12 protein-coding genes are annotated in these 12,322 nt (G+C 70.7%); 1 reads left to right on the forward strand and 11 read right to left on the reverse strand.

Annotation, left to right across the window (positions count from 1 at the left end; translation table 11 throughout):
* Nucleotides 1–158 precede the first annotated feature (158 nt).
* The gene (locus BIU91_RS16820; protein ID WP_071406370.1) at nt 159–1,169 is read right to left on the reverse strand and encodes a tetratricopeptide repeat protein; all 1,011 of its coding nucleotides are present in this window, start codon (nt 1,167–1,169) and stop codon (nt 159–161) included.
* A complete protein-coding gene (locus BIU91_RS16825) occupies nt 1,166–2,908 on the reverse strand; it encodes a hypothetical protein (RefSeq protein ID WP_071406371.1) in 1,743 nt (580 codons plus the stop codon). Before BIU91_RS16825 ends, BIU91_RS16820 begins: the two co-directional genes overlap by 4 nt.
* Nucleotides 2,909–3,092: 184 nt before the next feature.
* Between BIU91_RS16825 and BIU91_RS16830 the strand changes: the two genes are divergently transcribed.
* The gene (locus tag BIU91_RS16830; protein WP_071406372.1) at nt 3,093–4,934 is read left to right on the forward strand and encodes a hypothetical protein; all 1,842 of its coding nucleotides are present in this window, start codon (nt 3,093–3,095) and stop codon (nt 4,932–4,934) included.
* An 87-nt stretch (nt 4,935–5,021) separates the two neighbouring features.
* On the opposite strand, the gene BIU91_RS16835 is transcribed toward BIU91_RS16830, so the two are convergent.
* From BIU91_RS16835 to rpsB, 9 genes are all read right to left on the reverse strand, one after another.
* Entirely contained in the window at nt 5,022–5,771 is a 750-nt protein-coding gene (locus BIU91_RS16835) for an alpha/beta family hydrolase (protein ID WP_071406373.1), read from the reverse strand.
* Nucleotides 5,768–6,070, reverse strand: coding sequence for a hypothetical protein (locus BIU91_RS16840; protein WP_071406374.1), 303 nt, complete (start codon nt 6,068–6,070; stop codon nt 5,768–5,770). The genes BIU91_RS16835 and BIU91_RS16840 overlap by 4 nt, the downstream gene beginning before the upstream one ends.
* A gap of 12 nt (nt 6,071–6,082) precedes the next feature.
* Nucleotides 6,083–6,958: a lytic transglycosylase domain-containing protein gene (locus BIU91_RS19405; RefSeq protein WP_253183793.1), complete on the reverse strand. Its 876-nt coding sequence runs from the start codon at nt 6,956–6,958 to the stop codon at nt 6,083–6,085.
* Between the two features lie 186 nt (nt 6,959–7,144).
* Nucleotides 7,145–7,693 carry a DivIVA domain-containing protein gene (locus BIU91_RS16850; protein ID WP_071406375.1) on the reverse strand — a complete coding sequence of 183 codons (549 nt, stop codon included), beginning with the start codon at nt 7,691–7,693 and terminating at the stop codon, nt 7,145–7,147.
* Nucleotides 7,694–7,770: 77 nt separating this feature from the next.
* Nucleotides 7,771–8,715 (reverse strand): phosphatidate cytidylyltransferase, encoded by a 945-nt coding sequence (locus tag BIU91_RS16855; protein WP_071406451.1) that lies wholly within the window; start codon nt 8,713–8,715, stop codon nt 7,771–7,773.
* Nucleotides 8,716–8,780: 65 nt separating this feature from the next.
* Nucleotides 8,781–9,335, reverse strand: a complete 555-nt coding sequence (gene frr, locus BIU91_RS16860) for a ribosome recycling factor (RefSeq protein WP_027465871.1) — start codon at nt 9,333–9,335, stop codon at nt 8,781–8,783.
* Between the two features lie 47 nt (nt 9,336–9,382).
* On the reverse strand, nt 9,383–10,102 hold the full coding sequence (pyrH, locus tag BIU91_RS16865; RefSeq protein ID WP_071406376.1) for a UMP kinase: 720 nt from the start codon (nt 10,100–10,102) through the stop codon (nt 9,383–9,385).
* A 127-nt stretch (nt 10,103–10,229) separates the two neighbouring features.
* Nucleotides 10,230–11,057, reverse strand: a complete 828-nt coding sequence (tsf, locus tag BIU91_RS16870) for a translation elongation factor Ts (protein ID WP_027465873.1) — start codon at nt 11,055–11,057, stop codon at nt 10,230–10,232.
* 88 nt (nt 11,058–11,145) lie between these two features.
* Nucleotides 11,146–12,063 (reverse strand): 30S ribosomal protein S2, encoded by a 918-nt coding sequence (gene rpsB / locus BIU91_RS16875; protein WP_027465874.1) that lies wholly within the window; start codon nt 12,061–12,063, stop codon nt 11,146–11,148.
* Nucleotides 12,064–12,322: the final 259 nt, after the last annotated feature.

Raw genomic sequence — 12,322 nt, forward strand, 5'->3', positions numbered from 1 at the left:
TGGCACCGGGCCTCCCGTCTGTCTCGTTGCGGGCCGGGCGGTTGCGCTCGAGACGCCGTCGTGTCCTCGAGACGCCCCCGAGACGCCGAGACGCCGCCGGATTCGGCGGCGTCTCGGTGTGACGACGGCGTCTTCTTCGCCGTACGGACCCCGCGGGTCTAGTACAGGGCGTTCGCCAGGCGGCGACGCGCTGCGACGACGCGCGGGTCCTCGCTGCCGATGAGCTCGAAGTACTCGACGAGCCGGACGCGCAGGGCCTCACGGTCGTCGCCGAACACCGTCGGCACCAGGTCCAGGAGACGTCCGAAGGCGTCGTCGACGTGCCCGCCGGAGATGTCGAGGTCGGCGACCGCGAGCTGAGCCTGGACGTCCTGCGGGCCGGCGGCAGCGGCCGCACGGATCTCGTCGGCCGTCCGGCCGTTCAGCCGGTCGAGCAGCGACACCTGTGCGAGCCCGGCCACGGCCATCTGGTCGTGCGGGTCCTGCAGGATCGCGGTCTTGTACTCCTCGATCGCGGTGGCGTAGTCGCCCTGCTCGATCGCGTCGTACGCGGCCTGGTGGTGCGGCGGGAGTGGCTCTGGCTCCGGCTCGCCCTGCTCAGCGTCGACCTCGGTCGCAGCGCCGTCGACGGTCACGCGACCGGCCACGCCGTTCTGCTCGGCGGCCTGGAGCACCTGCTCGTAGACGTCGCGGACCTGCGCCTCGGGCAGTGCCCCGACGAAGAGCCCGAGCGGGCGTCCGCCGATCACGGCTGCGACGGTCGGGATCGACTGCGCCTGGAACGCCTGCACGAGCTGGGGGTTCGTGTCGGCGTCCACCTTGGCGAGCACCACGCGGCCGTCGTACTCCGCGGTGAGCTGCTCGAGGATCGGCGAGAGCTGCTTGCACGGCCCGCACCACTCGGCCCAGATGTCCACGATGACCGGGACGACGTTCGACAGTTCCAGGACGTCCTGGAAGGTCGCGTCGGTGACGTCGATCACGAGCGACGGGACGGTCAGGTCGGCACCGTTCATGGCGCCAGCCTCGGTGCCGGGAACGGCTCCGCCGGCGGAACCCGCCGGCGCCGGAGCACCGGACGGCTGGGGCGGCCGCTGTGCGCGGTCGACGAGGGACGACAGGTCCACGGCTCCGCGGAGCCCGGACGGGGTCGGGGGGATGTTGCTCATTGCACCTCACTCGCTGCGGTCAGGCCCTGTGTGAACCCGAGCAGGACCACTTTGCCATCCGAGGCGACCGGCGGCACGTAGAAGAGCAGCTGGACGCTGTAGGTCGCGCTGATGCCCTTCTTGCTCGTGTCCACGCCGGACAGTGCCTTGACGGCACCCTCGGTGTTCACCTCGGCGCCCGACGCGGTCGGGGTCACCTTCTCGATCTCGTCCAGGTCCGCGGAGACCAGGGCGCCGGCGTCGTCGGTCGCGATCGCGACGGCGGAGTCCGCGGGCACCTCGGACGAGTACTCGATCTTCGCCGTGTCCGGCAGGGCCTTGGCCTTCTTGTCCTTGTACGCCTTGCCGATGGTGGTGCGGAGCGCATCGCCCTCGGTCGCGAACAGGTCGGCGTACTCGCTGGCGGTGTCCTTCGACAGGATGTCGCCGTAGGCGGTCGCGAGCTGGTCGGGCTGGATCGTCAGGAGCTTCGACTCCGGCGCGAGCAGTGCGGCACCGATCGTGGTCGGGGCGAGGCTCGGGATCTTCGCGTCCGCTTCGAGCGAGACGTCGTACGCCACCTTGTAGGGATCGCGGGCGGTGTCCTGCACCAGGGTCAGGGCCTGCGGTGCCGACTTCGCGTCACAGTCCTCGGCGACGATCGTGAAGACCGTTCGGGGCCAGGTGTCGGTCTGCTGCGGCAGCGCGACGCACACCTGTGCGGCAGAGATCGTCGGCGGTGCCTTGACGTCCGAGTCCTTGCCGCGGATCGAGTAGTTCGCCAGGCGGAGGTCGAGCGCCGCTCCGGAGAACCGGGTCCGGACCAGGTCACGGTCGCGCGCCCCGTCGGCCTGCTTGGCGACGGCGGCGGTGCGCTGCACGATGCGGGTGATCTGCTGCTTGGTCGCAGCCGTCGGCTCGGTGGTCTCCGCAGCCCCCGTGGCGGTGGCCGTCGGGGTCGGCGTGGCGAGCGAGGGGTCGCCGCCCTGCGGCCAGTAGTCCGAGGAACAGCCGGCCAGGGTCAGGGCGCCGACGAGCAGCACCGGGACGCCGATGAGCGCGCGCGTGCCGCGACGACCGCGGCGCGGCACCTGCGCTCCGGCGGCGGCGGCTCGACGGGACGCACGCACCCGCGGCGGGCGGCTGCCACCACTGCGACGGCGGGGACCGCGGCCACGGCGCTGGTGCAGGAAGGCGAGGACGAGCAACACGAGACCTCCGAGGACGAACACGCCGCCGGCCACGAGCAGCGGACCGACCGCCGGCGTCGCGGTGTCCTGCGGCCAGGTGACGGACACGTCGCTCGGTGCTGCGGCCTTGCCGTCGCTCACGACGAGGACCGAGACGTCCTGCGGCAGGCGGACGGTGAACTGCCCGGCACCGTCGTACTCCTGGTACCAGAGGTCGCTGCCCTTCGGCGACGGGACGCTGGTCTCGCTGCCCGAGGTCGACCCGACCAGCGAGCCCTTCTCGGCGTCGAAACGGAGCGTGGTGTGCTCGGCGTCACCGATCCAGGCGTCGACGTCGGCGGTCTTGCCGTAGGCCGCGAAGACCTTGCCGGAGCCGGACACGTTGATGCGCTGGTAGCCGGGGTTGGCGTTGAGCGTCGTCCCCGGGATCACGGTCACCGGGGCGGAACTGGTCGTCGAGCTCTCGGCCACGAGCGAGGACGGCGGCGCGAACACGGTCCGCTGTCCCACCGCCAGCGCCACGAGCAGCAGACCGATGACGAAACTGACGATCGCCAGGACGAATCGCACGAACTCTCTCCCTACCGCGCCGGGGTGGGGATGTCGGCGCGCGAATCAGCGACTCAGGATAGCGAGCAACGCTGGACAGCGCATCAATCCGCGCTGTCGCCGGACTCAGACGACCCGCTCCGGCCGCCACTACAATCGACCGCGGGCCGATCCGGGCCCTCCGCCGAGCACCCAGGAGCGACACGTGGCGAACGACGAGGCCGAGTTCGGGACCGAGCTGCGGGGGTACCGCCGCGACGAGGTGGAGCGTTCGCTGAACGACCTGCGCCGCGAGCTCATCAAGTCGAACAACGACCGCGCCGACGCCGCGAAGGAGATCCGTCTCCTGCAGGCCCGGGTCTCCGAACTGCAGGGCGAGCTCGACGAAGCCGGCACCCCCACGTACAGCGGACTGGGCACCCGCCTCGAGTCCACCCTGCGTGTGGCCGAGGAGCAGTCGACCCGCCTCATCAGCCAGGCGGACATCGACGCCCAGCGCCTCCGTGCCTCGAGCCGTTCCGAAGCCGAGCGCACCGTCCGCGAGGCCCAGGAGGAAGCGCGCGACACCCTCGAGGACGCCCGCACCCGCGCCACCAACGAACTGACCCGCGCCCGCGCCGAGGCAGCCGACACCGTCGAACGTGCCCGGGCCGAGGCCGGTCTGCTCACGCAGGACGCCCGCAACGAAGCCGCCGCGATCCGCGGAGCCGCCGTGACCGAGGCCGCCGAGGTCCGTTCCGTCGCCATCCGCGAGACGAACGCACTGCGCGCCCAGGTCGAGCACGAGGTCGCCGAGCTGCGCGAGATCGCCCAGCGCGAGTCCGCCGACGCCCGCACCGCTGCCGCCGAGCTCGACCGCGAGACCGAGCACCGCCGCTCGGTCTTCGAGGCCGACCACGCCCGCCGCACCGAGGACCTCGACCGCGAGGAGACGACCCGGCGAGAGGCCCTGGAGCGCGAGGTCACCGAGGGCCGTGCCGCCTGGCACCGTGAGCGTGACGAGGAGCAGCAGGCACACGCGCTGGCACTCGAGACCGGTCGCGCCGAACTCGAGTCCGAGGTCACCCGCCGCCGCGCAGAGCTCGACACCGAGGTCGCCGACCGCCGCCGCGAGCTCGACGAGGAACTCGCCGCGGCCCGCGCCCAGTGGGACCGTGAACTCGCCGCAGCCCGCACCGCACTCGAACAGGAGATCGAGGCGGCCCAGGCGCAGCTCCGCGTCGACGAGGAGCAGACCCGCGTCGAGAACGCGCGCCTGGTGCAGGAGACCGCCGACCGGATCGCCCGGGAGCTCGAGGAGCACGACGCCCGGATCGCGCAGGAGCGCGCCGAGGCCGACGCGGCAGCCGAGCGTGCCGTCCGGGAGCACGAGAACGCCATCGCCGCTCGACGCGAGCGCGAGCACGCCGAGGTCGACACCGAGATCGCCGACCGCCGCACCGCCGAGCTCGGGGTGCTCGAGGCCGAGCGCACCGCCCTGCGGCAGGAGATCGACACCGCGCGCGCCGCCCTGGTCAAGGAGCGCGACGAGGTCCGTGCCGAGATCGCCCGGGAGCGCGACGAGGCCCGCACGACGCTCGAGTCGGAACTCGCCTCCCGCCGCGACGACGCCGAGCAGGACTACCTGCGGAAGCACCACGAGACGGTCACCGAGACGCAGAAGTACCTGGACGAGGCCAACCTGCAGCTCGCCGAGGCCACGCGCCGCGCGACCGAGGCCCGCGAACGCGCCGAACGCCTGCAGCAGGAGGCCGACGACCTCGAGCGCACCAGCACGGCCGAGGCCCAGGAGCACGCCCGCACCATCGTCGCCGACGCGCAGGACCGGGTGCACCGGATGGTCGCCGACGCCGAGGAGCGCACCGCCGGCGTCATCGCCGAGGCCGAGGACCGCCTGGCGGCGATCCGCACCGAACGCGAAGCCGTCGCGGGCTACCTGGAGAACCTCCGCGGGGTCCTCACGAACGCCACGGGCCTGCTCGGCACGGCACCCGCCGCGGCGTCCGCTGCGGACGCTGCCGACGACGTGGACGCAACCGACCGCTGACGGTCCACGGCCTGGAGGCGCGACCCGCGCCTCCAGGCCGTCCCACCTGGTGCAGGTGGCGGGCCGCAGGGCGTCGTGCGGACGTGCTCAGACGGGCCAGTGGGTCGGCAGCGGGGCGCTGCCCGGCACGACGAGGTCGGCGATCGCGTCGAGGACGATCCGCACGTACCGCTCCCCCACCCACAGGTGCTTCGCACCGTCGACGGGCACGACCCGGACGTTCGGGGCGAGCGCGAACCGTGCCGCCGCGGCCTCGGGCTGCAGGAAGTCGTCGTGCTCGGGGACGAGCGCCACGACCGGGACCCCGACGGCAGCCCAACGGGCGAGTTCCTCGTCCGAGGTGCGGTGCAGCGGTGGGGACAGCAGGACGACACCGGCGACCGTGCCAGCCTCGACGTGTTCGAGCGCGTGCTTGAGGATCACCTCGGTGCCGAAGGACCACCCCACCAGCCACGGGGTCGGCAGGCCGCGGTCGACGACCTCGGCGACGGCGGCGCGCAGGTCGAAGCCCTCGGACACACCATCGCCGAAGACGCCCTCGGACGTCCCGCGCGGGGACGTGACGGACCGGAAGTTGAACCGCAGCACCGCGATGTCGGCGAGGGCGGGCAACCGTGCCGCGGCCTTCTTGAGGACGTGCGAGTCCATGAACCCGTGCGCGGTCGGCAGGGGGTGGAGCGTGACGATGGTCCCGCGAGCCGGGGTGTCGGCCGGCTCGGCGAGTTCACCGACGAGCGTCAGGTGGTCGTCCGTGACGAGCTCGACATCGGTGCGACGGGCCGGCAGCACGGTGGCGGACCGGATCTCGGTGTCGTGCGGCACGTCGTGCTCGGTCATGCGATGCTCCAGCAGTGGTTGTGCCAGTGCCGGCGCGACGCAAGGTCGGCAGCATCGCCGAGCACGCCGTCCGCACGCCAGACCACCACGTGGGCGGTGCCGGGCAGGACGCTTCCGCCGCACCCCGGGCAGATGTACTCCTTCTGCGCCGACGCGGCCGAGATCGGCTGCACCTGGTACTCGCGACCGTGACGGACCTCGGTGCGCTTCCACGAGCTAATCAGCCGGTCGAGGGTGGTCTCCTCGTCAGGCTCGACGTCGCGACCACGGGGACGCCGCGGTCGGTTGCTGCGCGGCACCCGAGCAGCCGATCAGTACCAGTTGTTGGCCTGGCTGTGTCCCCAGGCACCGCAGGGGGTGCCGTAGACGCCGGCGATGTAGTTGAGACCCCAGGTGATCTGCGTCGCCGGGTTGGTCTGCCAGTCGGCGCCAGCCGTGGCCATCTTGCTGCCGGGGAGGGCCTGCGGGATGCCGTACGCACCGCTGGGGTTGTAGGCGTTCACCCGCCAGCCGGACTCCTTGTTCCACAGCGAGACCAGGCAGTTGTACTGGTCGGTGCCCCAGCCACGAGCCGTGACCTGCTGCAGGGCGATCGCCTGCGCGCTGCCCGGGTCGGGCGTCGCAGCGGTCGCGGCGAGCGTGTTGGCGGCCGAGACCGGCTGGTTCTCGGTGGCCGCGGCGTCCGCGCTGTCGTCGGTGGTCTCGGCGTCGGCGTCGGCTTCGTCCTCTTCGACGACGGGCTTGACGACCTTCGGGGCCGGGACGGTGACGTCGTAGCCGTCACGGTCGACAGCGGCCACGGCGTAGGTGCCGTGCGCGGTGTACTGCTGCGGCGCCGGCGGCGTCTTCACGAGCACCGGGGTGTCGACGGCGGCCTGTGCCACGTCGGCCTGCAGCGGGTTGAACAGCGAGCCGCCGACGAACAGGAACACGCCGACGAAGGACATCATCGGGGCGATCGCGCGCTTGCGGGCGACGGCGTTCACCGAGGACGCGGTGGGCTTGACGAGCTTCGGCGTCGCACGGCGCTGCACCGTCGCGGTGCGCTGCTTCGCGGGACGCTGGTCGGCGTCGACCAGAGCATCGTGGGCGAAGGACGCCACACGCTCGTCGGAGACGCGGTTCGCCGCCACCGACTTCGGCGTCGCGACCGGACCCGTCGTCGCGGGCGCCGCCTGAGGGGTCACCCCGAACGCCGACGTCTCCGTCGTGCGGGTTCGCTGCATTGCCGCGCGGCGCTCACCGGAAGCCTGGAGGCTGAGGTGCTCGCGGGTATCGCGGTCGGAGCTTGAGTCTGCCGTGTGCCTGCCCATGAGTAGGACCAGGGTAACGGAACGATCACGGAAAGCGAAGCACCTGGGGACAGCGCGTCGTCACCGGACAGCGAGCATCACTTCGACGACGGCGTCGAGCAGGGCGTCGACCTGCGCCTCGCGGTACCCGCCGTGCTTCGGGCGGAAGACGATCGAGCGGACCTCGGTGAGGCTGAGCGGCTTGCCCTCGCGGAAGTACCCGGCGAGTCGGGCGGCGAACGCGTCGACGTCCTTCGGGTGGTAGCCGGTGCCGAGCACGCTGACCCGGCTGAACCGCTGCCCGTCGGGCCGCTCGAGCCGCGCCACGACGTCGGAGGCCTTCGTCCGCGCCTCGGCGTACCAGGCCTTCTTGCCGACCTCGCTCATCTCCCGCTCACGCTCGCGGGCCGCGAAGGCGTCCTCGAGTCGCTCGAGTGCGGCGTCGACGTGCGACGTGGAGTAGCCGCCCTTGCGCATCGAGAACGCCGTGGCGCGGATCTTCGCGGCCTCGATGCCGGGGGCGCTGTCGTCGGCGGAGTACGCGCGCCGGGCGTCCTCGAGGAAACGCTCGACTTCGTCGACGTCGTAACCGAGGGCGGAACGGGCTGCGGTCGGGAAGGTGGTGGCCACGGCGTCATTCTGCCAGTCCCCGACCGTGGCACAACCTGGACGCGCTGAGTGCGGCGTTCAGCCCGGCCCGACAGCGGTCAGTGGTTGACGATCAGGTACAGCACGTAGGCGACGGCGGCGGACGGCAGGATGCTGTCGATGCGGTCGAGCAGGCCGCCGTGTCCGGGCAGGAACGACGAGATGTCCTTGATGCCGAGGTCGCGCTTGATCATCGACTCGGTCAGGTCGCCGAGCGTGGCCGAACCGGAGATGAGCACACCGAGCAGGACACCGGTCCACCAGGGCAGCCCGAGCATGAACACGGCCACCAGGATGCCGACGATGATGCTCGCCGCCACGGACCCGGCGAAGCCCTCCCACGTCTTCTTGGGGCTGATGCGGGGAGCCATCGGGTGCTTGCCGAGGTTCAGCCCGGTGGCGTACGCGCCGGTGTCGACCGCCACGACGACGAGGATGAACCCGATCACCCAGAGGTTGCCGTCCGGCTGAGCGGAGAGCAGCACCACGCATGCGCCGAGCAACGAGATGTAGGCCTGCACGAACAAGCCGTTCGTGAGGTCTCGGGCGACGTTGCCGGCCGGGGGCTTCTGCCGCGCGACGGCGACCTCGAGCAGTCGCCAGACACTGATCAGGACGATGCCGCCGAGCAGGGTGAACAGCGCCGCGACCTGGCCGAGCAGGAACGCCGCCGGCACGATCGCGATCGCGACGGCGACGCTCGGGATCCGCGGGACGTCGCGGCCGGCGAACCGCATCGCGCTCGTGAGTTCGTAGACGCCGACGCCCAGCAGGAACGCCGCGACGACCATGAAGGACGGCGGCCAGAGGAGCAGCGTGCCGAGCATCACGACCGCGAACGCGAGCGCGATGCCGATCGCCGCCGGCAGGTTGCGCCCGGTCCGCGCGGTCAGCGCTTCGTTGCGCGCGCCGAAGTCGGCCTTGCGCTGGCGGAGCTGCGCCTCGAAATCGGTGCGCGCCGCTCGTGCGCGCGCATCGAAGTCCTGACGGAGCCCCTTCTTCACGGGCCCGCTCGACGCGGGCCCGTGCTCTGCTGTGGGGCGGTCATCGCCCTGGTCGGAGCGACGCATCAGACCTCGAGGAGTTCGGCTTCCTTCTTCTTCAGCGACTCGTCGATCTGGTCGACGTGCTTCTTCGTCAGGGCCTCGAGGTCCTTGTCGCCGCGCGAGATCTCGTCGTCGGAGATCTCACCCTTGAGTGCATCGAGGTCGTCCTTGGCCTTGCGGCGGATGTTCCGGACGACGACCTTGTGGTCTTCGCCCTTCGTCCGCACGAGCTTGACGAACTCCTTGCGGCGGTCCTTTGTGAGCTCCGGGATCGTCACGCGCACGATGTCGCCGTCGTTCGTCGGGCTGGCACCGAGGTTCGGGAAGGTCGCGATCGCGCGCTCGATCTCCTTGAGCGCCGTCTTGTCGTACGGCGTCACGATGAGCGTGCGGGCCTCGGGCGTCTGCAGCGACGCGAGCTGCGCGAGCGGCGTCGGCGTGCCGTAGTACTCGACCGGGATCTTCTGGAAGAGCGCCGCGTTGATGCGGCCGGTGCGGACGGTCGAGAAGTCGTCCTTGGCGACCTCGACAGCCTTCGCCATCTTCTCGGTGGCTTCGGTCAGGACATCACTGATCACGGTGTTACTCCTTCGGTACTGGCGTCGAGTCTAGTCAGCGCCGGGGGTCAGTTGCTGACGACGGTGCCGATGCGCTCGCCACGGATCGCGGCCTGGACGTTGCCGTCGCCCTCCATGCCGAAGACGTGCATCGGCATGCCGTTGTCCATGCAGAGCGAGAACGCGGTGGCGTCGACGACCTTGAGGCCCTTGAGCAGCGCGTCCTGGTAGGTCACGTGGTGCAGCTTCTCGGCGGTGGCGTCCTTCTTCGGGTCGGCGGTGTACACGCCGTCGACGCCGTTCTTGGCGACGAGGACCTCGTCCGCCTTGATCTCGAGCGCACGCTGCGCCGCCACCGTGTCGGTGGAGAAGTACGGCAGTCCGGCACCGGCGCCGAAGATGACGACCCGGCCCTTCTCGAGGTGCCGCTCGGCGCGCCGCGGGATGTACGGCTCCGCGACCTGGGTCATCGCGATCGCGGACTGCACGCGGGTCGCAGCGCCCGCCTGCTCGAGGAAGTCCTGCAGCGCGAGTGCGTTCATCACCGTGCCGAGCATGCCCATGTAGTCGGCTCGCCCGCGGTCCATGCCGCGCTGCGAGAGCTCGGCTCCGCGGAAGAAGTTGCCCCCGCCGACGACGATCGCGATCTCGACCTCGCGCGCGGCGACGGCGATCTCCTTGGCGATGGTGCCGATCACGTCGGGGTTCACCCCGAGGGAGCCGGCGCCGAACGCCTCTCCCGACAGCTTCAGCAGAACGCGGCGTCGTCCGGTCTTCTCGTCGGTCATCTGGTCCGCACCCTTCGTCGTGGTCTCGTGGAAATGTACTCGCGGATGTGTCGCGCGCGTGTCGTGCCGGCGCGCGCGAAAAACGGGGCCAGGAACCTGGTTGGTTCCTGACCCCGTCACGGGTTCGTTACGCGCCGACCTTGACGCGGGCGAAGCCCTGGATCGTGATGCCGGCGTTCTCGGCGGCCTTCGCGACGGAGATCTTGTTGTCCTTCGCGTAGTCCTGGTCGAGGAGCGACACCTGCTTGATGTAGGCGTTCACCCGGCCCTCGACGATCTTCGGGAGCGCAGCCTCGGGCTTGCCCTCTTCGCGCGTGATCGCCTCGACGGTCGCACGCTCCTTCTCGATGGCCTCGGCCGGGACCTCGTCGCGGGTCAGGTACGTCGGGTTCGCGAACGCGACGTGCTGGGCGATCGAACGTGCCTCGGCGGCGTTGTCACCCTCGTACGCGATGACGACGGCGATCTGCGGCGGCAGGTCCTGGCTGGTCTTGTGCAGGTAGATCTCGAAGGCCGAGCCCTCGACACGGCGGACCGTGCGGACCTCGAGCTTCTCGCCCAGCGCGGCAGCCGACTCGTTGACGACCTCGAGGACGGTCTTGCCGTCCAGCGGTGCGGCGTTGGCGGCAGCGACGTCGGCGGCACCGGCAGCGGCGACCGCGCCCAGCACCTTGTCGGCGAGGGTCGTGAACTTCTCGTTCTTCGCGACGAAGTCGGTCTCGCTTGCGAGCTCGACAACCGTGGCGGCGCCGTTCTCGGAGGTCGCGACGACGACACCCTCGGAGGTGGCACGGTCGTCGCGCTTGGCGACGGCCTTGGCACCCTTGATGCGGAGCAGCTCGACGGCCTTGTCGTAGTCGCCGTCGGCCTCGACGAGCGCGTTCTTCGCGTCCATCATGCCGGCGCCGAGGTCCTCGCGGAGCTTCTTCACGTCAGCAGCGGTGAAGTTTGCCATTGACTGGAGTCCTTTCTGGACTGTACGTGTGTGGAGAGTGGAGTGCAGTCGGGGCGCCGGACCCGGTGGGGTCCGGCGCCCCGGCGACTCACTCGGCGGGGGTGGTCTCCGCGGCTGCCTCGGCCTCGGCCGTCGGCTCCGCGTTCTTCGCCTCGTCGGCGATCGGCTCGCCGATCTCCTTCGCGGCGACCTGCGCGTCAGCGTCGTTCTCTTCGACCGGGGCGGCGGGCGCCTCGGTCGTGGCGGCGGTCTCGCCACCGAGGAGCTCCTGCTCCCACTCGGCGAGGGGCTCGCTGGCCTCGTCCTCGTCGCCACCGTTGTGGCGGGTCTTCAGGCCCTCGGCCGCGGCGTCGGCGACGATGCGGGTCAGGAGGCCGACGGAGCGGATCGCGTCGTCGTTGCCCGGGATCGGGTACGTGATCTCGTCGGGGTCGCAGTTGGTGTCGAGGATGCCGATGATCGGGATACCGAGCTTCTGCGCCTCGTCGACGGCGAGGTGCTCCTTCTTGGTGTCGACGATCCAGAGCGCGCTCGGGGTCCGCGTGAGGTTGCGGATACCACCGAGGGTCTTGTGGAGCTTGTCCAGCTCGCGCTTCTTGATGAGGAGCTCCTTCTTGGTGAAGCCCTTCGTCGTGTCGTCGAAGTCGATCTCCTCGAGCTCCTTCATGCGCGCGAGGCGCTTGGAGACCGTCTGGAAGTTCGTGAGCAGACCGCCGAGCCAACGCTGGTTGACGTACGGCTGGCCGACGCGGGTCGCCTGCTCGGCGATGGAGCCCTGGGCCTGCTTCTTGGTGCCCACGAAGAGGATCGTGCCACCGTGCGCGACCGTCTCCTTGACGAAGTCGTACGCGCGGTCGATGAAGGCCAGCGACTGCTGCAGGTCGATGATGTGGATGCCCGAGCGCTCGGCGAGGATGAAGCGCTTCACCTTCGGGTTCCACCGACGGGTCTGGTGTCCGAAGTGGACGCCGCTGTCGAGCAGCTGGCGGATGGTGACGACGGCCATGTGCCGTCCTCCTTCTGTGTTCTCGGCGCGCAGCCGTGCTCTCGCACGTCGCTGCGGACCTGTTGCGGTTGTGTCGATCACGACCGTCGGTCGTGGTCCCTGGTGTCCTGGCACGCGACCGCCCGCTCGTGAGAGCGGGACCGGTGGTCGGGTACCGAGCCCGTGAGGGCTTGGTGGACACGCGAAGTCAGCGCGCATCAGCACGCTGCTGGATAGATGCTAACAGAAGGGAGGCCCGGATCACGCGCGCCTCGCGGCT

Source organism: Curtobacterium sp. MMLR14_002 (assembly GCF_001864975.1).
GTDB classification, from domain to species: Bacteria; Actinomycetota; Actinomycetes; order Actinomycetales; family Microbacteriaceae; genus Curtobacterium; species Curtobacterium flaccumfaciens.

Coding starts and splice junctions, on each gene's coding strand:
- tsf (WP_027465873.1), bottom strand. CDS start 11,057: ATGGCAAACTTCACCGCTGCTGACGTGAAGAAGCTCCGCGAGGACCTC.
- BIU91_RS16835 (WP_071406373.1), bottom strand. CDS start 5,771: ATGACCGAGCACGACGTGCCGCACGACACCGAGATCCGGTCCGCCACC.
- BIU91_RS16820 (WP_071406370.1), bottom strand. CDS start 1,169: ATGAGCAACATCCCCCCGACCCCGTCCGGGCTCCGCGGAGCCGTGGAC.
- rpsB (WP_027465874.1), bottom strand. CDS start 12,063: ATGGCCGTCGTCACCATCCGCCAGCTGCTCGACAGCGGCGTCCACTTC.
- pyrH (WP_071406376.1), bottom strand. CDS start 10,102: ATGACCGACGAGAAGACCGGACGACGCCGCGTTCTGCTGAAGCTGTCG.